The sequence below is a fragment of the Nocardia sp. PE-7 genome (assembly GCF_030486425.1).
GTDB classification, from domain to species: Bacteria; Actinomycetota; Actinomycetes; order Mycobacteriales; family Mycobacteriaceae; genus Nocardia; species Nocardia salmonicida_A.
Window position 1 is genome coordinate 177,351 of record NZ_CP129614.1, and the last position, 23,143, is coordinate 200,493.

At 67.5% G+C, this 23,143-nt stretch carries 22 protein-coding genes; 16 read left to right on the plus strand and 6 right to left on the minus strand.

The annotated features are described in order from the left end of the window. The first annotated feature begins 2 nt into the window (after window positions 1-2). From purB to QX204_RS00945, 3 genes are all read left to right on the plus strand, one after another. Window positions 3-1,424 carry an adenylosuccinate lyase gene (gene purB / locus QX204_RS00935; RefSeq protein WP_301904752.1) on the plus strand — a complete coding sequence of 474 codons (1,422 nt, stop codon included), beginning with the start codon at window positions 3-5 and terminating at the stop codon, window positions 1,422-1,424. Between the two features lie 82 nt (window positions 1,425-1,506). Further along, window positions 1,507-1,929, plus strand: a complete 423-nt coding sequence (locus tag QX204_RS00940; protein WP_301904753.1) for an HIT family protein — start codon at window positions 1,507-1,509, stop codon at window positions 1,927-1,929. A gap of 163 nt (window positions 1,930-2,092) precedes the next feature. Continuing rightward, window positions 2,093-3,025: an alpha/beta hydrolase gene (locus QX204_RS00945; RefSeq protein ID WP_301904754.1), complete on the plus strand. Its 933-nt coding sequence runs from the start codon at window positions 2,093-2,095 to the stop codon at window positions 3,023-3,025. A gap of 1 nt (window position 3,026) precedes the next feature. On the opposite strand, the gene QX204_RS00950 is transcribed toward QX204_RS00945, so the two are convergent. Continuing rightward, complete coding sequence (locus QX204_RS00950; protein WP_301904755.1) at window positions 3,027-4,064, minus strand: DUF2330 domain-containing protein; 1,038 nt, start codon at window positions 4,062-4,064, stop codon at window positions 3,027-3,029. 134 nt (window positions 4,065-4,198) lie between these two features. Here QX204_RS00950 and QX204_RS00955 point away from each other — a divergent pair, with 134 nt between their 5' ends. Further along, a complete protein-coding gene (locus QX204_RS00955) occupies window positions 4,199-6,346 on the plus strand; it encodes a S9 family peptidase (RefSeq protein ID WP_063004828.1) in 2,148 nt (715 codons plus the stop codon). Between the two features lie 40 nt (window positions 6,347-6,386). On the opposite strand, the gene QX204_RS00960 is transcribed toward QX204_RS00955, so the two are convergent. After that, a complete protein-coding gene (locus QX204_RS00960) occupies window positions 6,387-6,839 on the minus strand; it encodes a MarR family winged helix-turn-helix transcriptional regulator (RefSeq protein WP_301904756.1) in 453 nt (150 codons plus the stop codon). Between the two features lie 124 nt (window positions 6,840-6,963). On the opposite strand from QX204_RS00960, the gene QX204_RS00965 reads away from it, so the two are divergent. The 6 genes from QX204_RS00965 (at window position 6,964) to QX204_RS00990 (ending at window position 12,515) form a co-directional block, all read left to right on the plus strand. Then, a complete protein-coding gene (locus tag QX204_RS00965; RefSeq protein ID WP_301904757.1) occupies window positions 6,964-7,611 on the plus strand; it encodes a nitroreductase family protein in 648 nt (215 codons plus the stop codon). A 74-nt stretch (window positions 7,612-7,685) separates the two neighbouring features. Beyond that, window positions 7,686-8,387 (plus strand): DUF2334 domain-containing protein, encoded by a 702-nt coding sequence (locus QX204_RS00970; RefSeq protein ID WP_301904758.1) that lies wholly within the window; start codon window positions 7,686-7,688, stop codon window positions 8,385-8,387. A gap of 133 nt (window positions 8,388-8,520) precedes the next feature. Next, window positions 8,521-9,945, plus strand: coding sequence for a glutamate/gamma-aminobutyrate antiporter GadC (locus QX204_RS00975; protein ID WP_301904759.1), 1,425 nt, complete (start codon window positions 8,521-8,523; stop codon window positions 9,943-9,945). Then, a complete protein-coding gene (locus QX204_RS00980) occupies window positions 9,942-10,379 on the plus strand; it encodes a hypothetical protein (RefSeq protein ID WP_301904760.1) in 438 nt (145 codons plus the stop codon). The genes QX204_RS00975 and QX204_RS00980 overlap by 4 nt, the downstream gene beginning before the upstream one ends. Window positions 10,380-10,388: 9 nt before the next feature. Next, complete coding sequence (locus QX204_RS00985) at window positions 10,389-11,738, plus strand: dipeptidase (protein WP_301904761.1); 1,350 nt, start codon at window positions 10,389-10,391, stop codon at window positions 11,736-11,738. Between the two features lie 159 nt (window positions 11,739-11,897). After that, a complete protein-coding gene (locus QX204_RS00990; RefSeq protein ID WP_301904762.1) occupies window positions 11,898-12,515 on the plus strand; it encodes a hypothetical protein in 618 nt (205 codons plus the stop codon). Window position 12,516: 1 nt separating this feature from the next. Here QX204_RS00990 and QX204_RS00995 read toward each other — a convergent pair whose 3' ends face one another. After that, the gene (locus tag QX204_RS00995) at window positions 12,517-13,161 is read right to left on the minus strand and encodes an MBL fold metallo-hydrolase (RefSeq protein WP_301904763.1); all 645 of its coding nucleotides are present in this window, start codon (window positions 13,159-13,161) and stop codon (window positions 12,517-12,519) included. A 97-nt stretch (window positions 13,162-13,258) separates the two neighbouring features. Between QX204_RS00995 and purS the strand changes: the two genes are divergently transcribed. Together purS and purQ are read left to right on the plus strand one after the other, a co-directional pair. Beyond that, window positions 13,259-13,495: a phosphoribosylformylglycinamidine synthase subunit PurS gene (gene purS / locus QX204_RS01000; protein WP_056818769.1), complete on the plus strand. Its 237-nt coding sequence runs from the start codon at window positions 13,259-13,261 to the stop codon at window positions 13,493-13,495. Beyond that, window positions 13,492-14,169, plus strand: coding sequence for a phosphoribosylformylglycinamidine synthase subunit PurQ (gene purQ, locus QX204_RS01005; RefSeq protein WP_301904764.1), 678 nt, complete (start codon window positions 13,492-13,494; stop codon window positions 14,167-14,169). The genes purS and purQ overlap by 4 nt, the downstream gene beginning before the upstream one ends. 24 nt (window positions 14,170-14,193) lie before the next feature. Here the strand turns inward: purQ and QX204_RS01010 are convergent, their stop codons facing one another. After that, window positions 14,194-15,267 carry a substrate-binding domain-containing protein gene (locus QX204_RS01010; protein ID WP_301904765.1) on the minus strand — a complete coding sequence of 358 codons (1,074 nt, stop codon included), beginning with the start codon at window positions 15,265-15,267 and terminating at the stop codon, window positions 14,194-14,196. A 60-nt stretch (window positions 15,268-15,327) separates the two neighbouring features. Between QX204_RS01010 and QX204_RS01015 the strand changes: the two genes are divergently transcribed. After that, complete coding sequence (locus QX204_RS01015) at window positions 15,328-15,765, plus strand: MarR family winged helix-turn-helix transcriptional regulator (protein WP_301904766.1); 438 nt, start codon at window positions 15,328-15,330, stop codon at window positions 15,763-15,765. Window positions 15,766-15,825: 60 nt separating this feature from the next. Further along, window positions 15,826-17,118 (plus strand): M18 family aminopeptidase, encoded by a 1,293-nt coding sequence (locus tag QX204_RS01020; RefSeq protein WP_301904767.1) that lies wholly within the window; start codon window positions 15,826-15,828, stop codon window positions 17,116-17,118. 15 nt (window positions 17,119-17,133) lie between these two features. Here the strand turns inward: QX204_RS01020 and QX204_RS01025 are convergent, their stop codons facing one another. Beyond that, window positions 17,134-18,390: a glycosyltransferase 87 family protein gene (locus QX204_RS01025; RefSeq protein WP_301904768.1), complete on the minus strand. Its 1,257-nt coding sequence runs from the start codon at window positions 18,388-18,390 to the stop codon at window positions 17,134-17,136. A 163-nt stretch (window positions 18,391-18,553) separates the two neighbouring features. Between QX204_RS01025 and purL the strand changes: the two genes are divergently transcribed. Both purL and QX204_RS01035 read left to right on the plus strand, forming a co-directional pair. Continuing rightward, window positions 18,554-20,848: a phosphoribosylformylglycinamidine synthase subunit PurL gene (gene purL, locus QX204_RS01030; RefSeq protein WP_301904769.1), complete on the plus strand. Its 2,295-nt coding sequence runs from the start codon at window positions 18,554-18,556 to the stop codon at window positions 20,846-20,848. Between the two features lie 22 nt (window positions 20,849-20,870). Then, window positions 20,871-22,655: an alpha/beta hydrolase gene (locus QX204_RS01035; RefSeq protein ID WP_367620149.1), complete on the plus strand. Its 1,785-nt coding sequence runs from the start codon at window positions 20,871-20,873 to the stop codon at window positions 22,653-22,655. Between the two features lie 46 nt (window positions 22,656-22,701). On the opposite strand, the gene QX204_RS01040 is transcribed toward QX204_RS01035, so the two are convergent. After that, window positions 22,702-22,989 (minus strand): YiaA/YiaB family inner membrane protein, encoded by a 288-nt coding sequence (locus tag QX204_RS01040; protein ID WP_056818759.1) that lies wholly within the window; start codon window positions 22,987-22,989, stop codon window positions 22,702-22,704. Window positions 22,990-23,143 lie beyond the last annotated feature (154 nt).

Genomic DNA, 23,143 nt, shown 5'->3' on the forward strand with positions numbered 1-23,143 from the left:
TCGTGAGCCTCGTCCCGAATGTCCTCGCCACCCGATACGCCAGCCCGGAGCTCGTCGCGCTCTGGTCGCCCGAGAACAAGATCGTGCTCGAGCGCCGGCTGTGGCTGGAGGTGCTGCGTGCGCAGGCCGAACTCGGAATCGATGTCCCCGCAGGGGTTGTCGAGGATTATGAACGCGTCATCGACCAGGTGGACCTGGCCTCGATCGCCGAGCGTGAGCGGGTCACCCGCCATGACGTGAAGGCGCGTATCGAGGAATTCAACGCTCTGGCCGGGCACGAACACGTGCACAAGGGCATGACCAGCCGCGACCTCACCGAGAACGTCGAGCAGCTGCAGATCAGGCTCTCCCTCCAGCACGTCTACGACCACGGCATCGCCATCGCGGCGCGGCTGGCCGAGCGGGCCGCCGAGTACCAGACCCTGGTGATGGCCGGGCGCTCGCACAATGTCGCCGCGCAGGCCACCACGCTGGGCAAGCGCTTCGCCTCGGCCGCCGACGAGATGCTGGTCGGGCTCGCCCGCGTGCGTGAGCTGATCGAGCGCTACCCGCTGCGCGGGATCAAGGGCCCGATGGGCACCGCCCAGGACATGCTCGACCTGCTCGACGGTGACGCGAACAAGCTCGCCGCACTCGAGCAGCAGGTGGCGACCCACCTCGGCTTCGCGAACGTGTTCACCAGCGTGGGTCAGGTGTACCCGCGTTCGCTGGATCACGACGTGCTGTCGGCGCTGGTGCAGCTGGGAGCCGGGCCGTCGTCGTTCGCGCACACGATTCGGCTGATGGCCGGTCACGAGCTGGTCACCGAGGGTTTCCAGCCGGGGCAGGTCGGGTCGTCGGCGATGCCGCACAAGATGAACACGCGGTCGTGCGAGCGGGTGAACGGCCTGCAGGTGATCCTGCGCGGCTACGGCTCGATGGCGGCCGAGCTGGCGGGCGCGCAGTGGAACGAGGGTGACGTGTTCTGCTCGGTGGTGCGCCGGGTCGCGCTGCCGGACGCGTTCTTCGCCATCGACGGGCAGATGGAGACCTTCCTGACCGTGCTCGCCGAGTTCGGCGCCTACCCGGCGGTGGTCTCGCGTGAGCTCGATCGGTACCTGCCGTTCCTGGCGACCACTCGCATCCTGATGGCGGCGGTGCGCGCGGGCGTCGGTCGCGAGACCGCGCACGAGGTCATCAAGGAGCACGCGGTGGCGGTGGCGCTGGCCATGCGCGAGCAGGGCCGCGAACCCGATCTGCTGGATCGTCTGGCCGCCGACGAGCGGATGCCCCTCGACCGGGCCGGTCTCGACGCGGCGCTGGCCGACAAGGCCGCGTTCATCGGCGCGGCCGCCGACCAGGTGTCCGAGGTGGTCGCGCAGGTGCAGAAGCTGGTCGAAGCCAATCCGGAAGCCGCGCGCTACTCGCCGTCGCCGATTCTGTAGAGCCGTGCGAATCAGCCCGCCACTGCCGCTTTTTCGGCGCAGGTGGCGGGCTTTCGTGCGCAAAGGTCGATACCGTACGCGGGTGAATCCGTACACGATCTTCGCCGACATCATCGCCGGGGCCGCCCCGTCCTCGAAGGTTTACGAGGACGACGAGGTCCTCGCTTTCATGGACATTCGTCCTGTGACGCCGGGTCATGTCCTGGTGGTGCCCAAGGCGCCCGCGCCGAGTCTGGCCGATCTCGATCCCGCGTTGGGCGGCAAGCTCTTTCAGGTCGGGCAGCAGATCGCCGCCGCGCTGCGCAGCAGTGAGGTGGCGGCCGACGGGGTGAACTTCTTTCTCGCCGACGGGGTGACGGCCGGGCAGGAGGTGTTCCATGTGCACCTGCACGTGATCCCGCGGACGCCCGGTGACGGTTTCGGCTTGCGCGCGCGGCCGACGTCACCCGCGCGGGCGGATCTCGACTATTTGGCCGGCTCGATTCGGGGCGCGCTCACCCGCTGACCCGAATTCCGGACGAAGCGGTCATCGCGGACCCGAGAGTTTGCTGGAGAAACGCCCGAAACGCTGAATGCTTCCGGTTCGCTGCCCTATGGGTTACCTTGGACTGTCATTGGCATGCGGTTACGGAGGGTACATCGTGCGTCGTACAGGAGTTGCTGCGGCAGTGCTGGCAATTGCTCTCGGTGTGCTCGGACCGACGGTGGCTCACCCCACGACGGCATCCGCCGCACAGATCATCGGTGTCAACGAACTGACTCCGCACCGGACAGCGATCACCGTCACCTCGCCCGCGATGGGCCGCAATGTCGATCTGCAGGTCCTGCATCCGGCCGGCGGCGGCTCACGCGGCACCTACTACCTGCTCGACGGCCTCGACCCCGGCATCGGCCAGAGCACCTGGACCAACGCCACCGACGCCGAAGCCTTCTTCCGCGACAAGAACGTCAATGTGGTGCTCCCGATGGGCGGCCAGGCCAGCTACTACACCGACTGGATCGTCGACGATCCGCGTTTCGGCCGGTACAAGTGGGAAACGTTCCTCACCCAGGAACTGCCGGGTCTGATCGACGGACAGTTCAACGGCAACGGCCTGAACGGCATCGGCGGGCTGTCGATGGGCGGCAACGCGGCCTACATCCTGGCGGCCCGTCACCCCGGCCTCTACCGCGCGGTCGCCGGTTACAGTGCCTGCCCCGACATCGCGATGGCGGCGGGCGCGATGATGTTCTCCATCGTCAATCGCGGCGGCAACCCGGTCAATATGTGGGGGGCGCCCGGCAGCCCCGACTGGGCCTCGCACGACCCGGCTCTGATGATCGAACGGCTGCGCGGCAAGGCGCTGTACTTGTCGACCGGCACCGGCATCCCCGGTCCGCACGAGGCCGAACTCAAGCCGACGCTGGCCGAGAACATCTTCCTCGGCGGACCCATCGAACTCGGCGTCAACACCTGCATGGTGGCCTTCGACCAGCGGCTGCGCGGTGCGGGCATCGGCGCCAGGATCGACTACCACCCGGTGGGCACCCACTCCTGGTCCTACTGGCAGGACGCCCTGCACGCTTCGTGGCCAGTCATCGCACCCGCGCTCGGGGCCTGAGCTACTTCGCGGACCGTCGTCGCAGGACCGCGCTCGCGATCACGCCGATCACCGACAGCCCGGCCACGATCAGTACGTAACCCGCCGGAAGGCCGAGGATTTCGACGTACTCCTTACTCACCACGCGGTCCCGTACGGGAACGTCCTCGGCGGCGGGGCCGAAAAGGAAATCGCTGGTGATCGCGGCGGGATCGGGGATGTAGACCGAGAGTTCGGTGAGGTAGTTGCCGCCCGCGGCAAGCGCTTTCAGATCCGGGTCGCCGGGTTCGGCGACAGGAGAGGCGAATTTGGTGGTGACGGTGTGGAGATCGGCGTCGGGGTCGATACGCGTCACCCGGTAATTACCGAAGACATAGAGGTGCACCGACTGCGGTGTGGTCGCGGCGGCCGACATGCGCATCGGGTACACGAGGCGGTCGGAATCGAAGGTGAGACGGACCGGGTCGAGAGCGCCGGAGAGGGGTTCGGCGCTGGTGAGGCGCATGGCGACGAAAGACCAACCCTCGCGGAGGTAGGGGTCGAGGGTGGCGCTCACCTCGGGACGGAGTTGATAACCGTTGGCGTCGAGCCACTCTCGGATACCGGTGAGATCTCCGCCGCGCAAGGTGGTTGCCTCCAACGGACCCAGCTGCACCCGGCCGAGCACATCGGGGCCCGAACCCGGAGCGGCGCCGGATGCGTCGCCACCCAGCGAACCACTGCCGAACCAGTCGTACTCGGTGACCCGCTCCGGCGCGGTCAGGCGTGAGAGCTCGGCGAACGAGTCCGAATCCCCTGCTGAGACAGTCGCGGGTGTGGGCGTCGGCACGATCAGCGCCGCGTCGGCGCCGGCGAACCGCATCCCCAACCGCATCAGCACGGTCTCGCGCCGCCCGTCCCAGCCAAGGACCGCCGTTTCGCTGTTCACCCGCGCCGAACTGTCCCCGCTGACGACGCCGCCGCACGCACACGCGTCGGCCGGCATCATCGCCCCCGCTCCCGCTCCCAGCGCCACCCCGGCAGCCAGCATCAACGATCGAACTGCGTACCGCATCCCCATGCGGTCAGATTACGCAGAACGGGCCTCGCGAAGATGCGCAGAAATACTCAGTCATCGGGTGCGAGCGCAGTGCTGTCGGGCGCCCGCGGCCGAGTTGGCGGGCCCGGTTGGAGTGGGGCGGCTACGGTGGACCAATGGCTGGCGAGAATGAGACTGTGTCGGCGCCGATCGCGAAGAGGGCGCCCTTCGAGCGGGTCCACCACGGTGACACGTTCGTCGACGACTACGAGTGGCTACGGGACAAGGAAGACCCCGAGGTCATCGCGTATCTGGAGGCGGAGAACGCCTTCACGGCGGCGCAGACCGACCAGCTGCAGCCCCTGCGGGACAAGATCTTCGACGAGATCAAGGCCAGGACGCAGGAAACCGATCTCTCGGTGCCGACCCGGCTGGGCGACTACTGGTATTACTCGCGCAGTTTCGAGGGCAAACAGTACGGCGTCCACTGCCGCTGTCCGGTCGACGCGAAAGCCGAGGGTATCGACGCGTGGACGCCGCCGCAGCTGGAAGCGGGCTCGGCGATCGAGGGTGAGCAGGTCCTGCTCGACAGCAATATCCTCGCCGAGGGTCTGGACTTCTTCGCGCTCGGCGCGTTCTCGCTGAGCCACGACGGCAACCTGCTGGCCTACTCCGTCGACAGCTCCGGCGACGAGCGCTACACGCTGCGGATCAAGGACCTGCGCACCGGCGAGATGCTGCCCGACGAGGTGGCGGGCGCGGCCCCGGGAGCGACCTGGTCGCTGGACGGCACGCATATCTTCTATCAGACCGTCGACGAGTCCTGGCGCCCCGACACCGTGTGGCGCCACCGCGTCGGCACCGGTTCCGACGCCGATGTGACGGTGTTCCACGAGCCCGACGAGCGCTACTGGGTCAGCGTCGGCGCGACCCGCTCCGAGAAGTACCTGATGGTCTGGCTCGGTTCCAAGATCACCACCGAGGGCTGGGTCCTGGAATCGGACAACCCCGAGGGCGAGTTCCGGGTGCTGTTGCCGCGTCGCGAAGGCGTGGAGTACTCGGCCGAGCACGCGGTGATCGCGGGCGAGGACAAGTTCCTGATCCTGCACAACGATGTGGTCGACGGGGTGAAGGCCGAGAACTTCGTGCTCGCCGTCGCACCCGCCACCGACCCGTCGGACATGACGACCCTGATCGGGCATCGTGAGGACGTGCGGCTGGAGGACATCGACGCCTTCGCCAACCACCTGGTGCTCGGCTACCGGCGCGACGCGCTGCCGCGCCTCTCGGTGTGGCCGCTCACCCCGGACGGCTTCGGTGAGCTGACCGAGCTCGACTTCGGCCTCGAGTTGTTCTCCGCCGGCGCGGGTTCGAGCCCGGAGTGGGAGCAGCCGACGCTGCGCGTGGGAGTCACCTCGTTCATCACGCCGATGCAGGTGTTCGACTACGTGCCCGCCACCGGTGAGCTGTTGCTGCGCAAGGAACAGCCGGTGCTCGGCGGTTACGACGCCGACGACTACGAGCAGCATCGTGATTGGGCCGTCGCCGCCGACGGCACCCGGATCCCGATCTCGATCATCAGGCGCAGCGGGCTGCCCGACGGGCCGAAACCCACCCTGCTCTACGGCTACGGCTCCTACGAGGCCAGCATCGATCCGTCGTTCTCGGTCTCGCGGCTGTCGCTGCTCGATCGCGGCATGGTGTTCGCGGTAGCGCATGTGCGCGGCGGCGGCGAGATGGGCAGGCTCTGGTACGAGCACGGCAAGACGCTGCTGAAGAAGAACACCTTCACCGACTTCGTCTCCTGCGCGAGCCATCTCATCGACACCGGCGCGACCGCGCCCGACCGGTTGATCGCCGACGGCGGCAGCGCGGGCGGGCTGCTGATGGGCGCGGTCGCCAACCTGGCCCCCGAGCTGTTCAACGGCATCCTCGCCAACGTCCCCTTCGTCGACCCCCTCACCTCCATCCTCGATCCGTCGTTGCCGCTGACGGTGATCGAGTGGGACGAGTGGGGGAACCCGTTGGCGGACAAGGACGTCTACGAGTACATGAAGTCGTACTCGCCGTATGAGAACGTCGAGGCCAAGAACTACCCGGCCATCTTGGCCATCACCAGCCTGAACGACACCCGCGTGCTCTACGTGGAACCGGCCAAGTGGGTCGCCAAGCTGCGCGCCACCAAGACCGGCGACAACGAGGTGCTGCTGAAAACGGAGATGACGGCGGGCCACGGCGGGGTGAGCGGACGCTACGAGAAGTGGAAGGAAGTCGGCTTCGAGTACGCGTGGGTGCTCGACCGAGTAGGTCTCGCGGACGCGTGATCGAAATGGGCCCCGGCTTCGGCCGGGGCCCATTTCTTTGTCAGGGCAGGGGTTTCGGGGTGAGGAGTTTGCCGAGCAAGGTGGTGAGCTGGGTGCGTTCGGCGCCGGTCAGGGCGGCGAAGGTGTCGTCGAGGAAGGCCGGGGTAGCGGCCTCGACGCGGTGTAGGCGGTCGCTTCCCTCGGGGGTGAGGGTGACGGCGTAGGAGCGGCGGTCGAGCGGATTGCGTTCGCGCCGGACATATCCCGAGGATTCGAGATCGTCGCAGACGGTCACCATCACGCTGCGGTCGATGCGCAATTCCTCGGCGAGGGCCTGCTGGGAGCAGGCGCCGACCTCGGCGAGCATCTTCAGCACCAGGTGCTGGCCGACGCCGAGGCCCTGCGCGCTCGCGTGCGCTTCCGCCGCGCGCGCGACCGCCGTCGATGCCCGGCACAGGGCGATGTCGGGCCGTTCGGCGGCGAGCTGGGGGAAATAGGTGGGCTTGGGCGGCATGCGATCCATTAAATCATCTGTGAACAGATTGTTTGACGGCAGACGGTTAGCGCTCTACCGTCTGAATCGTCTGAGCACAGATTGTCCGCTGCCAGACGATTCCTGCGTGGCACGAGGAGCGCCCATGACTCTCGATCTGACCCCGGACCAGCTGCTGTCGACCACCCGCGCGGTGCGCAAACGGCTCGACTTCGATCGGCCGGTGCCCCGCTCGCTCATCGAAGAGTGCGTCGACCTGGCCACGCAGGCGCCGACCGGGCGCAACCGCCAGCGCTGGCACTACCTGGTGGTCACCGACAAGGCGCGACGTGGCGAGCTGGCCGATATCTTCCGGCGCTCGCTGCCGCTCAGCCAGGGGACACCCCTCACCGCACGTGACGCGGAGCGGATGAATGTGTCCCCGCGCTCCACCGAGCGCGTCTTCGACGGCTTGCGCTACCTGAATGCCAATATCCACCGGGTGCCCGCGTTCGTCATCCCGGCGGTGGAGGGTCGTACCGATCGCGCCTCGGTGGAAGTCCAAGCGGGCACGTGGGGCTCGATCCTGCCGTCGGTGTGGAGCTTCATGCTGGCCGCGCGGGCTCGCGGATTGGGCACCGTGTGGACCACCGCGCAGGCACCCCTGGAACGGGAACTCGCCGCGGTGCTCGGTGTGCCGTACGACGAAGTCATGCTGGCGGCGTTCCTGCCGCTCGCGTTCACCATCGGGACCGATTTCAAACCCGCGGTGCGGGTGCCGCGCGAGGAGGTATTGCACTGGCAGGGGTGGTGAGTGGTGCGCCGAAATTCGTCGGGGCGTCATCGGGGCAGCACGCCTGCGTCACCTCGGGCTGCCACCGTTGGTGCATGAACGCTGAGTTGATCGTTTCGGTGTCGGGGATCCGGGATACGACTCGCGATGCCGCGATCGAATTCGCCGGGGAGATGGACGCGCGCGGCGTGCGGCTGTCGTTGCTGGTCGCGCCGCGTTTGAAGGGCAAGTATCGACTGGTCGACGATCCGGCGACGCAGTCGTGGCTGCGCGGACGTCGGCTCGAAGGCGACGCGATCGTGCTGCACGGCTACGACCAGGCCGCCACCAAGGCCCGGCGCGCGGAGTTCGCCGATCTGCCGCGGCACGAGGCGACGTTGCGGCTCAAAGCCGCTGATCGGGTGATGGAGCGGGTGGAACTGCGCACCCGGCTGTTCGCCGCGCCGCGCTGGGACGCCTCCTCCGGTGCGCTGGCGGCGCTGCCCGACGTGGGGTTCCGGATGGCCTTCGGGCTCACCAGCATGCTCGACCTGGAACGTGATGTGGCCCAACGTGCTCGGGTGTACGGGATCGGCGAAGGATTCCGGGCCGAACCGTGGTGGTGCCGGGCGCTGGTGATGGGCGCGGCGCGCACCGCTCGGCGCGGCGGAGTACTGCGCCTGGCGGTGTCGGCGGCGCAGTTGCAGCGGTCGGGGCCGCGCCAGGCGATGTTCGACGCGGTCGATCTCGCGCTCTATCACGGCGCCCACAGCGACGTATACCGCTGGGAGCCCTACTCGGCGGCCAGGGCTGCCTGACCGGGCCGCCGCCGCGCGTGGAATGGCGATCAACGCGCGGCGGTGGCCCAGATACCTCCTTACGCGATTTATCATTCATCAGTTGATCGAGTGGTTTCCGCTAGTTGTGTAAACGCAGCAGGAGGCAGCGCTGATGACGGGCACCGCGACGAAAGCCGCGACTACGACGAAATATCTGTCCTGGGTGACCTTGGCGCTGATGACCACGAGTTCGGTGGCCAGTCTTCGATCGGCGCCCACCATGGCCGTCTACGGATTGGCCTGCGTATTCCTTTACGTCATTCCCGCGATTCTGTTTCTGATGCCGACCTCGCTGGTCGCCGCGGAACTCGCGTCGGGATGGCAGGGCGGGGTGTATCAATGGGTCAGCGAGGGGTTGAGTAAGCCGCTCGGATTCCTTGCCGTCTGGTGCCAATTCGCCATGACGATTTTCTACTATCCGAGTTTGCTCGCTTATGTAGCAAGCACTTTCGCGTACATCATTCATCCGTCGCTGGCGTCCAACGGTCTCTATGTGGCGATCGTGATCATCACTGTGTATTGGGCCGGGGTGTACGTGTCCTCGCAGGGGACGAAAACGGTGGCAGGCCTGTCGAGTATGGGCCTGGTGATCGGCACCCTGATTCCCGGCACGCTGTTGGTCGTACTCGGCCTGGTGTTCCTCGCGCAGGGTAATCCTTCTGCCGCGCCGATGAATTCGGACCATCTGCTGCCCGCGTGGGCCGGTCTGGCGAGCCTCGTGCTGATCGTGAACAACTTCCTGTCCTACGCGGGCATGGAGATGAACGCGGTGCATGTGTCATCGCTGAAGAACCCGGCCAAGGAATTCCCGAAGGCGATGTTCCTCGCCATGGGCCTGGTGCTGGTGATCTTCATCCTGCCCGCGCTGGCGATCAGCTGGGTCGTCCCCTCGGCCAGCTTGAGTCTCACCGCGGGCGTGATGCAGGCCTTCGACGCCTTCTTCAGCCATTTCGGAATCGGCTTCCTCACCCCGATCGTCGGCATCGCGCTGGTGGCCGCCGCGGTCGGCGGGATGCTGACCTGGCTGGCCGGACCGTCGAAGGGGCTGTTGCTGATCGGGCGCAGCGAGGGGTATCTGCCACCGTTCCTGACCCGGCTCAACAAGCACGGCGTGCAGCAGAACATGCTGGTGGCCCAGGGCGTGTTCACCACGTTCATCGCGTTGCTCTACGCCTTCATCCCCAATGTCTCCAGCGCGTACTGGATTCTGTCGGTGATCACCACGCAGGTGTATCTGATCATGTATGTGCTGATGTTCGCCGCGGCCGCCAAGCTGCGCAGAGATCATCCGGAACACCCGCGCGGCTATCGGGCGCCCGCGCTGATGGCGCTGTGCGCGCTCGGCGCGGCCTCCTCGATCGCCGCGTTCACGATCGGCTTCGTGCCGCCCTCGCAGTTCGGCTCGGGCAGTCCGTGGGTGTACCTGCTCATCGTCGGTGGCGGTCTCGGCATCGTCGGGCTGCTCATTCCGTACCTGTTCTACCGAAACCGCAGGGAGAGTTGGAAGTTCGACGTACCGGAAGGGCAGCAGGCATGACGACCGGAGACGCCCCCGAGCGCAAGCGACGTTGGATCTACATCACGACCGGTGTGCTGCTCGTGGTGTTCGCCCTGATCGGGCTCCTCACCTTCAGCGCGATCCGCGAGAGCACGCAGGCAACCGCGAAGGCCGAGCAGTTGCACAACAATCTGGTGGCCGCGGGTCTGCCCGCGCCGGAGACGAAGGTGATCGCCGACGCGCTCGGGGAGGACGGCGGGTCGGTCTGCCAGGACCCGAGTTCGCCGATGATCAAGGCGAAATACCAGGCCTCGATCACCAACGGCGCGGCCGGGCCGGGGCAGCGTCCGGTGATCGGCCCGCGCGATACCGCCGAGGCGGTGGCGATCACGATCGCCACCTATTGCCCGGATCGTCTGCAGGACTACCTTTCGCATCTCGAAACCCTGAAGCTGGACGACACCACGAAGTGAGGCCCGAAGATGACCGACGATGTGACGGCGCTGCGCGGCAAGGTTTCCGGACTGATGGGACAGGCGAAAAAGGATCTGGCCCAGCTCGTTTCGTTCAAATCAGTCGCCGACCCGCGCCAGTTTCCGCCGGAAGGCTGTGAGCAGACGGCGCAGTGGGTGGCCGACGCGTTCGCCGCGGCGGGATTGACCGAGGTCGGCCTGCACGAGACGCCGGACGGCAGTAAGGCTGTCATCGCGTCGAAGCCGGGGCCGCCCGGCACGCCGACGGTGCTGCTGTACTGCCACTACGACGTGCAACCCCCGCTCGACGATGCCGCGTGGAAGACGCCGGTCTGGACGCTGACCGACAAGGACGGGCGCTGGTACGGGCGCGGCGCGGCCGATTGCAAGGGCAATATCGTCACCCATCTCACGGCCCTGCGCGCGATCGGACCCGACTTCCCGATCGGGATCAAGGTGGTGGCGGAGGGTTCGGAGGAGCAGGGTACCGGCGGCTTGGAGAAGTTCGTCGTCGCCGATCCCGAACTGCTGCGATCGGATGCGATCGTGGTCGCCGACTGCGGCAACTTCGCTGTCGGGGTGCCGACGTTCACCCAGACCCTGCGCGGGATGGTGAATGTGGTGCTGACGGTGAAAACCCTCGAGGGTCCCATGCATTCGGGGATGTTCGGCGGACCGGCGCCGGACGCGCTCGCCGCGATGATCCAGCTGCTGTCGTCGTTGCGCGATGCCGAGGGCAACACCACGATCGATGGGCTCACCGGCGATCAGAAGTGGGCGGGTGCGCAGTATCCGTCGGCGGACTTCCGATCGGACGCGGGTGTGCTCGACGGTGTCGACCTGCTCGGCGACGGAACCGTGTCCGACCTGCTGTGGGCGCGGCCCGCACTCACCGTGCTGGGCATGGACGTGCCCGCGGTGGTCGGGTCGTCGGCGGCGATCCAGCCGAGCACCCGCGCCCGGCTCAACCTGCGCATTCCGCCGGGTACTGAGCCGAAGCAGGCCTGTGACCTGCTGGAGAAGCACCTGCGCGCGCACGTGCCGTGGAACGCCGAACTCGACATCGAGGTCGAGGCGCTCGGCGAGCCGTTCGTCGCGTCCACACAGGGCCCCGCCCGCTCGGCCATGGAAAAGGCGATGGCGACCTCCTACGGTCGCGACGTGACGACCGAAGGGCAGGGCGGGTCGATCCCGTTGTGCAACGTCTTCGCTGACACCTACCCGGAGGCCGAGATCATGCTGATCGGGGTGGAGGAACCCAAGTGCCTGATCCACGCGCCCAACGAGAGCGTGGACCCCAGCGAGATCGAGCACATGGCACTGGCCGAAGCGCTGTTCCTGACCAGCTACCGCGCCTGAGCACATCCCGATGAGGAAGGTCATCCCGTCACGGACGTGCGTCGATTCGACCTGGTCGCGGCGGTGCTCGCCGAGAATTCGCCGACACGGATTAGGTTCAGCTACTGCGGCGAGGGTGGCATTCGCGAAGGTCGTGGTGGCCGCATCGGAAGGTGGGCCATGAGCAACGAGTGGATTCGCGCGGGCGCCGGGACCCTGTTCGCGAGCGCGGTACTGGCAGCGGGAACGGTGACCGGCGTAGGTTCGGCCGCCGCGCAGACCGGTGGGATCAGCCTCGTCGGGGAGGCGCACACCAACTGCTCCTTCACCCTCACGCTGACCAATTACACCAATTCGCGCAACTATCAACCGGATTGGTGGTTCGAGGCCGAGAACGACCCGGCGATGGTGAACGCCACCGGCCCCGTCGCGGACATGCCGCCGCCGTGGCGCGCGGTGAACGGCGTTCCGTGGCCGATCGCCCGGTGGGTCGGTGATCCGCCGCTGACCTCGGGGGTGGCCGACGGCGTTCCGGTCTTCAACCCTCCCACGGTGGGCTACAACCGCAATGCCCAGCCCGCCGGGGAAGTGACCGCACGGACCGTCGACCTGCGCGCGGTGCCCGACATGCCGACTCCGGTGGACAACAAGCTCACGCTCTACTACCGGGTGAAGACCGGGCCGAGCGCACCGGATCGGCTGCCCACTCCGCAGCAACTGGTCGTCGAGGGCTGCACCTCCGGCGGCGGCAGCAGTAGCGGTTCGGGCAGTTTCGGATCGTCGATCCCGGCGCCCTGACCTAGAAGTGGCCCTGGTCCTCGGGGTCGATCACCCGGAATTCTGTGCCGGCCGGCGCCATGTCGCTCAATCGACCGAAGTAGATGCCTTGCGCGGACGGCTCGACGATGCCGAAGTGGATGGGGATCGCGGTGCGCGGATTCACCGCGCGCAGGTAGTCGACGGTGTCCCAGATCCGCATCCACGGGGCGACGGCCGGGATGGCGAGCACGCCCACCGGGACCGGCGGCACCCACAGCGAGTCGCCGGGGTGGACCAGCTGGGCGGGGTCCGAAGCGGTGCCGAGCTGGAAGACGGTGTTGTCGACCACCGGGATCTCCGGATGGATCACCGCGTGCCTGCCACCGCCGCCGGTGATCTGTAACTCGCCGATATCGAGCACCTGACCAGCCGAAACCGGCTCCCAGCCCTCGCTGCGCTGCTGCGCGGTCTGCGGATCCGACAGCAGGCGGGCACCGGGATTGTGCTCGATGAGCTCGCCGATCCGGTTCGGATCGATGTGGTCGGGGTGCTGGTGCGTCACCGCGATCGCGTCCAAGCCGGTGATGCCCTCGAACCCGTGCGCGAAGGTGCCGGGGTCGAACAGCACTTTTACGCCGTGCAGTTCCACGAGGATGCAGGAATGTCCGAAGTGGGCGATGCGCATACCCGATGCTAAGCCGCCGTGACCCCGGAACGCGGGCACGACGTCGGTGTCAACTAGGATTTCTGAGGTAACCCACACACCACTTGAGGAGCAACGCGTGGCACGAGTCGTGGTCGAGGTCATGCCGAAGGCCGAGATTCTGGACCCCCAGGGGCAGGCCGTGGTCGGCGCGCTCCCGCGTTTGGGATTCGCCGGGATCTCGGATGTGCGGCAGGGCAAGCGATTCGAGCTCGAGGTGGACGACAGTGTGTCGGACGCCCAGCTCGAGCAGATCGCCGAGGCGCTGCTGGCGAACACGGTGATCGAGGACTGGAAGGTCGTTCGGGTCTCGTGAGCGCTCGCATTGGCGTTATTACTTTCCCCGGCACGCTCGACGATGTCGACGCCGCTCGCGCGGTTCGGTTGGCCGGCGCCGAGGCTGTGAGCCTGTGGCATGCCGATGCCGATATCAAGGGTGTCGACGCTGTCATCGTGCCCGGTGGATTCTCCTACGGGGACTACCTGCGGTGCGGGGCGATCGCACGGTTCGCACCGGTGATGGGCGAGGTCGTGCGCGCCGCCGGACAGGGGCTGCCGGTGCTCGGTATCTGCAACGGCTTCCAGGTGCTGTGCGAAGCCGGGCTGCTGCCGGGCGCGCTGACCCGCAATGAGGGACTGCACTTCATCTGCCGCGACGAGTGGTTGAAGGTCGAGGGGACCGATACCGCGTGGAGCTCGCGGTATGAGCCGGGCGCGCAGATCCTTGTTCCGCTGAAGTCGGGCGAGGGGCGTTTCCAGGCTTCGGAGAAGGTGCTCGACGAGCTCGAAGGCGAAGGTCGCGTGGTGTTCCGGTACGCGGGTGAGAACCCGAACGGATCGCAGCGCGGGATCGCCGGGATTTCCTCGGCCGACGGGCGGATCGTCGGTTTGATGCCGCACCCCGAGCACGCCACCGAGGCATTGACCGGGCCCAGCGACGACGGTCTCGGAATGTTCTTCTCGGTGATCGATAGTTTTGTCGGGGCCTGATAACTCGGTAGTCCCCGTTCGACACTAGAGAGTGTCGATGATGTCGAAGTCGACCCCGTTCGCCATTGCCAGGTGGGCGGGGCCGACTGCTTGATTGCCCAGGAAACCCCGGCGGATGGCCGGTCCGTCCAGCACCAGACCGGTTTCCGTCGCCGCGGAGATGGTTTCCACGTCGAGGGTGCCCGTTGCTTCGGACATGGCGTTCAGCAGGTGGATCGCTTCGTAGGTGGAGTTGCTGAACGTGGTCAGCGCCGGCGCGAATCGGCCCTGGTGGCGGTGGTAACGGGCGCGCCGGGATCGGCCCTCGGCGGTGTTGCTGTCGAGGAAGAAGCTCGAGGCCACGTAGAGGTTGGTGTTCGCCGACGGGCCCGCGCTGAGTAGGACGTTCTCGTCGACCGCCGGGCTCAGGCGGGGCATCACGGCGGGAAGGCCGGTGGCGGTGAACTGCCGGTTGAAGCGGGCCGTGTCGGCGCCGACCATGAGGATCAGGACGGCATCGGCGAGCAGCAGCGTGGGGTTCTCCAGGAAACGGCGGAAATCGGTGGTGCCGAGGGGGACATAGTGCTCGAGGATGATGTCGTACGGGTTGGGCAGGGTCCGGCGCAGGGCGCGAGCTGTTCGGCGCGGCCAGATGTAGTCGTTGCCGATCACCGCCCAGCGACGCACCCCCAATTCGCGCGCCATCCAGGCCGCCGCGGGAACTGTTTGGTGGTCGGGGTGTTCGCCGACCAGTAGGACGCCGGGGCGTTCGTCGGGCAGGCCCTCGTGATCGGTGGCGTAGAGATAGGGGACGCGGGCGTCCACGGCCGTGGCGACCGCCCGGCGCACCGCGGAGGTGTGCCAGCCGGTGATCGCACCGACCATTCCGGTGGCCAGGAAGGCCTGAACCTCGGCCGCTACCTCGTGTGGTTCGCGACCGCCGTCGATGGTGGTGAGGCGTATTTCTCGGCCGAGAATTCCTGTGCCGCTATTGATTTCGTCTACAGCCAGGGAAATCGCGGCGGTACACGATGGTGCGATGATCCCACCGGGGCCCTGCGTGGGGACGATCGAGAGAATCTCGACCGTTTCCTCCCGGCTCTGACCGTAGAAAGGCACTCTGTACTCTATCGCCTAGCGCGAACAGGATTGTTCTAATGAATTTCTCGGCAGGTGGGAATGCAATCGGTGTCCATCACAAGTGGGTATTCCACGCTGCACGGGGCCCTGCGCTCCGCGGAGCGAAACTGGGTAGGTCGGCTCGAATCGGCGCTGTCGGCTGACAATCTCACGGCCGACCACTGGGCGATCCTGTCGCAGTTGTCCACCGACGACGGGATGACGATGTCGGAACTGGCCGCCCAGGCGCGGCTGGCCCCGTCCTCGGCCACCCGGCACGCGGACAATCTGGCCGAACGCGGGCTGATCTTCCGGGTCGCCGCCACCGACGATCGGCGTCGGATCCTGATCGGGCTGAGCAGCCTCGGCGCCAAACTGGCCGCCAGGATCCGCGCGCAGGAAAAGCTCGCGGAGGACGAACTGCGCTCGCGCCTCGGAATTCGCCGCTACGGCGAATTACTGGCCGCGCTCGCGGTTGTCGCCGAACGCGACGACTGATCCGAGCGCGGTATTCCGGGGCGGGATGCCGGGGCGCGGCATCGTGCCTAGGATCGCAGGATGCCGGTTTCCTTGACAGCGGCCACGGCCAGCGGATTGTGTGCCTTCATCGATGCGTCACCCTCGCCGTTCCATGTGTGTGCGACGGTGGCGGCCGAGCTGGACGGCAACGGGTTCACACCGTTGACCGAGGCGTCGGCGTGGGACGACGCGGGCGGCAAACACTATGTGGTGCGCGGTGGTTCGCTGATCGCGTGGGCTGATTACGACGCGGTGCCCGCCGCTCCCTTCCGGGTGGTCGGCGCGCATACCGACAGCCCCAATCTGCGGGTGAAGCAGCATCCGGACCTCGCGGGGTCCGGATGGCAGCTGGTCGGGCTGGAGCCGTACGGCGGGGCCTGGCTGAACTCCTGGCTGGACCGGGAGCTCGGTCTCTCGGGGCGGCTCAGTGTGCGCGAGGGCGCGCGGATGCGCGATGTGCTGGTGCGCATCGACGAGCCGATCCTGCGGGTGCCGCAGTTGGCCATCCACCTGTCCGAGGACCGTCGCGGGGTCACCCTCGACCCGCAACGGCACGTGAACGCGATCTGGGGGATCGGCGACGCACCCGCGTCGTTCCTGGACTTCGTCGCCGAGCGGGCCGGGGTCGACGGCGCCGATGTGCTCGGCTGGGAACTCATGACCCACGACCTCGCGTCGAGCACGATCGTCGGCCGCGATCTCGATCTGGTGAGCGCGCCGCGGCTCGACAACCAGGGCACCTGCTACGCCGGATTGCAGGCGTTCCTCGCGGCCGCCGACGAGCCGGGAGCGGCGACGGCGGTGCTGGTGATGTTCGACCACGAGGAGGTCGGGAGCCAGTCCGACCGTGGGGCGCAATCGGATCTGCTGCCCGCGGTGCTGGAGCGGATCGTGCTGGCCCGCGGTGGCGGGCGTGCCGATTACCTTGCCGCGCTCGCCGGTTCGGTGGTCGCCTCCGGCGACATGGCACACGCGACGCACCCGAACTATCCGGACCGGCACGAGCCCGCGCACCGCATCGAGGTCGGCGGTGGACCGGTGCTCAAGGTGAATCAGAACCTGCGCTACGCCACCGACGCGGCGGGCGCGGGCGCGTTCGCGCTCGCCTGCGCGCAGGCCGACGTGCCGCTGCAGCGCTATGTCCACCGCGCCGACCTGCCGTGCGGCTCGACCATCGGCCCGATGACGGCCGCCCGCACGGGGATGTCGACCGTCGATGTCGGCGCACCCCAGCTCGCCATGCACTCGTGCCGCGAACTCATGGGCGCGGCCGATGTGCCCGCCTATGCCTCGGCTCTCGCGGCGTTCCTGACCCCGGAAGCGACGGACTGACCGGCTCGGCCCGGCTCAGTTCGTCGCGAGTTCCGAGGTAGCCGAAGGCTTCCGGGCCGGGCGGTAGGTGATCACCGCGAAGACGATCACGGCGAACGTGGTCCACACATAACTGCTGCCGATGATCTGCTGCCACCAGGCCCAGGCGAGTTCCTTGTCGCCCGAATGCGGCAGAACCCACTGCGGGCCGACGATGAACATCAGTGTGAACAAGATGACGACAGTGGTGAAGGCGCGAGAGCGGCGGCGCACGGCCAGGCTCACGGCGACGACCAGCGCGGGCGCCACCCAGACCCAGTGATGCGACCACGACACCGGCGAGACCAACAACACCGCGGCCGCGTTCACCAGCAGCGCGCCGACATCGTTGCCCGCGCCGATCAGGCGGTACATCCAGACCGAGGCCAGCGCGATCGTCAGCGCGGACAGGCCGAGCCACAGGCCCGTCGCCAGCGATTCGTCCATGCCGAGGCGGAACAGCGTGCCCTTGATCGACTGGTTGCCCGCGAAGTAGGGGGTGCCGATGCGGCCGGTGTCGGAGACGGTGTGGAACCAGTATTCGACCGAGTCCTTCGGGAACAGCAGGAAGCCGACGCCCACCGCGGCCGCGGCCGACGCGACCATGGTGGCCGCGGCCTTCCAGTCTCGGCGGAGCAGGAAATACAGCAGGTAGCCGGCCGGAATCAGCTTGATCGACACCGTGATGCCGATCAGCATCCCGCGTGGCCAGAACGGCTTGCGCACGAGAATGTCGAGGGTGACCGCGGCCATCAGGATCAGGTTGATCTGGCCGAAGTTGAAGGTCTGGCGGACCGGTTCGAGGAACTGGGCCAGGCCGAGCCCGGCGATCAACACGGTGAGGACCGAGATCCGGTCGAGCTCGGGACGCACGCGAATCAGGACCAGCCACAGCACGATCGCCAGGCTCGCCAGCGAGGTCGACAGGACGACGACCTCGGCGACCACCAGCGGCATCAGGGCCAGTGGGACGAAGAACATCGCGGCCAGCGGGGGATAGGTGAACGGCAGGCCGAGGCCGTGGACCGGCGGCATCGGGCCGTAGAGGTCGCCGCCGTCGAGCCACACCCGCGCGCCGTTGCGGTAGACCTGCAGGTCGATGAACCCGTGCCACCAGTGCGCGAGAAGCGCGACGGCCGCGGAGACGACGAACAATCCGACGGCCGCGGTCAGCCGGCGTCGTTGGCGCTCCAGATGGCCGGGATCGGGAATACGCGGCTCGACCTGCTCGGCAACCCCCGGACTTTCGTTCACGGCGCCAGAGTAACGGGTACTCCGATGCCCCAACCGCAAGTGTGACCAGACCGAATCCGGCCACCTCCCCAGCGTGAGGGCAGTACGGGCGGCAGGCGGCTACCCAGCAACCATTAGACTCTGCAGATCAAGTTCCCCCCGGCCGAAAGGACCCTGGTCTCCCGTGACACTGCAGGTCGACACCGTCGCTACCGCCGCAGCCACCCCGGATGCTCCGCAGCCGTACAAGGAACTCGGTCTCAAAGACGACGAGTACGCCCGCATCAAGGAAATTCTGGGCCGTCGGCCCACCGATGCCGAGCTGGCGATGTACTCGGTGATGTGGAGCGAGCACTGCTCCTACAAGTCCTCCAAGGTGCACCTTCGCTACTTCGGTGAAACCACCACCGACGAGATGAAGGCCTCCATGCTGGCCGGGATCGGCGAGAACGCCGGCGTGGTCGATATCGGCGACGGCTGGGCCGTCACCTTCAAGGTGGAGAGCCACAACCACCCCTCCTACGTGGAGCCGTATCAGGGCGCGGCCACCGGCGTCGGCGGCATCGTGCGCGACATCATGGCCATGGGCGCGCGCCCGATCGCGGTGATGGACCAGCTGCGCTTCGGCGCGGCGGACGCCCCCGACACCCGTCGCGTGGTCGACGGTGTGGTGCGCGGCGTCGGCGGTTACGGCAACTCGCTCGGCCTGCCCAATGTCGGCGGCGAGACCGTCTTCGATGCCTCCTACCAGGGCAACCCCCTCGTGAACGCGCTGTGCGCGGGCGCGATGCGCGTGGAAGACCTGCACCTGGCCTTCGCCTCGGGCAACGGCAACCGGATCATCCTGTTCGGTGCGCGCACCGGCCTCGACGGCATCGGCGGCGTGTCCGTGCTCGCCTCGGACTCCTTCTCCGGCGACGAGTCCGGCACCGGCCGCAAGAAGCTGCCCGCCGTACAGGTGGGCGACCCGTTCACCGAGAAGGTGCTCATCGAGTGCTGTCTCGACCTGTACGCGGCCGGGCTGGTCGTCGGCATCCAGGACCTCGGCGGCGCCGGGCTGTCCTGTGCCACGTCCGAACTCGCCGCGGCGGGCGACGGCGGCATGCACATCGACCTGACCAGGGTCCCGCTGCGCGCCAAGAACATGACCCCCGCCGAGATCCTGTCGAGTGAATCGCAGGAGCGCATGTGCGCGGTCGTGACGCCGGAGAACGTGGACGCGTTCATGGCCGTCTGCAAGAAGTGGGACGTGCTGGCCACCGACATCGGTGAGGTCACCGACGGCGACCACCTCGTCATCACCTGGCACGGCGAGACCGTGGTGGACGTGCCGCCGCGCACCGTCGCCCACGAGGGCCCGGTCTACGAGCGCCCCGTGCAGCGTCCCGACACCCAGGACGCGCTGATCGCCGACACCACCGCCACCCTGACCCGGCCGAAGACCGGCGACGAGCTGCGCGAGACCTTGTTCACGATGATCGCCAGCCCGCAGCTGTGCAGCCGCAAGTGGATCACCGAGCAGTACGACCGCTACGTGCGCGGCAACACCGTGCTGGCCGAGCACGCCGACGCGGGCGTCGTCCGCATCGACGAGTCCTCCGGCCGCGGCATCGCCCTGGCCACCGACGCGTCGGGCCGCTACACCAAGCTCGACCCGTACACCGGTGCGCAGCTGGCGCTGGCCGAGGCGTTCCGCAATGTCGCCACCACCGGCGCCACCCCCAAGGCCGTCACCAACTGCCTGAACTTCGGTTCGCCGGAGGATCCGGGCGTGATGTGGCAGTTCCAGCAGGCCGTGCGCGGTCTCGCGGATGGTTGTGCGGCGCTGGGCATTCCGGTGACCGGCGGCAACGTGAGCTTCTACAACCAGACCGGCAAGGACGCCATCCTGCCAACCCCGGTGGTCGGCGTGCTCGGCGTGATCGACGATGTGCACCGCCGCATCCCGACCGGCCTCGGCCTCGAGCCGGGCGAGTCGCTGATCCTGCTCGGCGAGACCCGCGACGAGCTGGACGGCTCGATCTGGTCGCAGGTGGTCCACGATCACCTCGGTGGCGTGCCGCCGCAGGTCGACTTCGCCCGTGAGCAGTTGCTCTCGGAGGTGCTCACCTCGGGTTCGCGCGACGGCATGATCTCCGCCGCGCACGACCTGTCCGAGGGTGGTCTGGCGCAGACCGTCATCGAGGCGGCGCTGGCAGGCGAAACCGGCTGCCGCATCGTGCTTCCCGAGGGTTCGGACCCGTTCGTGCAGCTGTTCTCCGAGTCGGCGGGGCGCGTGCTCGTCGCGGTGCCACGTTCGGAGGAGACCCGGTTCACCAAGATGTGCGACGCGCGGCAGCTGCCGTGGGTGCGCATCGGCGTGGTGGACCAGGGTTCGGATTCGGTCGAGGTGCAGGGGCAGTTCTCCGTGACACTCGCCGAATTGCGAGAGGCATTCGAAGGCACGCTGCCTAAGCTGTTCGGAGCGCATACCGCCTGATCGATCGGACGAGGAGTCGAGCTTGACCACTGAGAGTACGGGCTCGACTTCTCTGTCCGCGGCGCGCGAGGACCCCGCGCACAACAACCTCTTCGTCAGGGGAATTCACCTGGTGGAGAGGTTTTTTCATCCGAATTACGTCGGCCTGGTCGTGGCCACGATGTTCTTCGGACTGTCGCTGACGCCCTCGCTGCTGCCGCGTGACTGGTTCTTCCAGGGACTGCTCAGCGGGATCAACGCGACGATCGGCTACGGGCTCGGCTGCGCGCTGTCCTGGATCTGGCGCAAGTGGATCGCGCCCCGGATCACCTGGCCCGCCCAGGTTTCCTCGGCCTGGAGCCGGCGGCCCGGCTGGCTGCTGGTGGCGGTGAAGGGCGCGATCGTGGTGGCGTGCCTGGTCTTCGCGGTGCTGATGAGCATCAAGTCCTCGCAGTGGCAGCGCCAGATCACCGATCTGATGGGCATGGAACCGGTGTCCGACGCCGGGTATCCGCGCACGGTGTTGCTGGGCGCGGTGGTGGTGGGTCTGCTGATCTGGATCTCGCGTCTGGTGGTTCGGCTGGTCCGCACGGTGGCGCGAGCGCTGAACCAGTGGGTGCGGATTCCGGCTTCGTTCGCGCGGCCGCTCGGGGCGATCGTCGTGCTGGTGGCCGCGGTGCTGTTGTTCAACGGTGTGTTGGCGAAAGGCTTCTTCGCCGTGGCCAACTCGGCGTTCAGCGCGCGCAACAGTCATACCTCGCCGAACGCGGTCCAGCCGACGCTGCCCGAACGTTCCGGCAGTCCCGAGTCGTTGGCCAAGTGGGAAACGCTGGGGTCGGAGGGCCGATGGTTCGTGGCGAACGCGCCGACCGCCCTGGCGATCGGTGAGGTCACCGGAAAGCCCGCGCGCGAACCGATCCGGGTCTACGCGGGCCTGGAATCCGCGGACGGCGTCGAGGCGCAGACCGATGTGGCCGTCGCCGAACTGGAGCGCACCAAGGCTTTCGAACGCGAAGTGCTCGTGGTGATCAGTACCACCGGCACCGGCTGGGTCGACACGGCCAGCGCCGAGGCGGTCGAGCTGATGTTCAACGGCGACACCGCGCTGGTGGCGACCCAGTACTCGTATCTGCCCAGCGCGCTGTCGTTCCTGTCCGACCGGGACAAGTCGATGACCATGGGGCGCACGCTGTTCGACAAGGTGTACGACCGCTGGTCGGCGCTGCCCGAAGACGCCAGGCCCAAGCTGCTCGTCTACGGCGAGAGCCTGGGGTCGCAAGGCTCGGAGGGTGCGTTCTCCGGTCTGGCCGATATCCGCAACCGCACCGACGGCGTGTTGTGGGTGGGGCCGCCCAACTCCAACCGGCTGTGGTCGGAATTCGTGGTCAGGCGCGACCCCGGCACCGAGGAGATCACCCCGATCTACGCTGACGGGATGTCGGTGCGGTTCGCCGCGAGCGCCGATCAGCTCGCCCGGCCGACGCCGGTCTGGAACGACCCGCGCATCGTCTACCTGCAGCATGCCTCCGATCCGGTGGTGTGGTGGTCGCCGGATCTGCTGTTCAGCAGTCCGGACTGGTTGCGGGAGAAGCGCGGACCCGATGTGTCACCGGCGATGTCGTGGTACCCGATCGTCACGTTCTGGCAGGTGGCGGCGGATCTGCCGCGCGCGCAGACGGTTTCGGACGGACACGGTCACAACTACGGCAATCTGCTGCCCGACGCCTGGGCCGCGGTGGCCCAACCGCCTGACTACACACCGGAATTGGCGGCCCGGATCAGCGCGTTCATCGAGGAATCCATGGCCACCGAGCGTCAGTTGAAGTGACGGACCACGGGCGCCGAACCCCTCGATCGGCGCCGCGTGGCTCGGTTCACGACACCGATTTGAACGGATTGTGTTCGGCGATCAGCTGTTCCAGCCGCGCCTCGTCGATCCGGCCGATCAGTGACTGGGTCTCCTGCTGGTCGCGCACGACCTTGGCGAGGGTGAAGCAGCTGGTCACCAGGAACAGGCCCGACATCGCCAGGAACGCGCGCTGCCAGCCGTCCAACGGCAGGTAGGCGATTCCGGCGCCGGTCCCGAACAGGCTGACAGCGAAAGCGATCGCGGCCTGGGCCATGTAGGCCGAGGTGTTCTTCGGCTTGGTGTTAGTGCTCATGGTTCTCAGTGTGCTCAGCCGCGGCTTCGCGATCGCGCGTACAACTACTCGAGCGCGGTACGTAGTTTGTGAGCGGCTCCGCAGTGACAAATCCGGTGATTGTCGGTAGCGGCGGCCATACTGAGGCGGTGACCGAGCGCGCTTCGACTTCTGC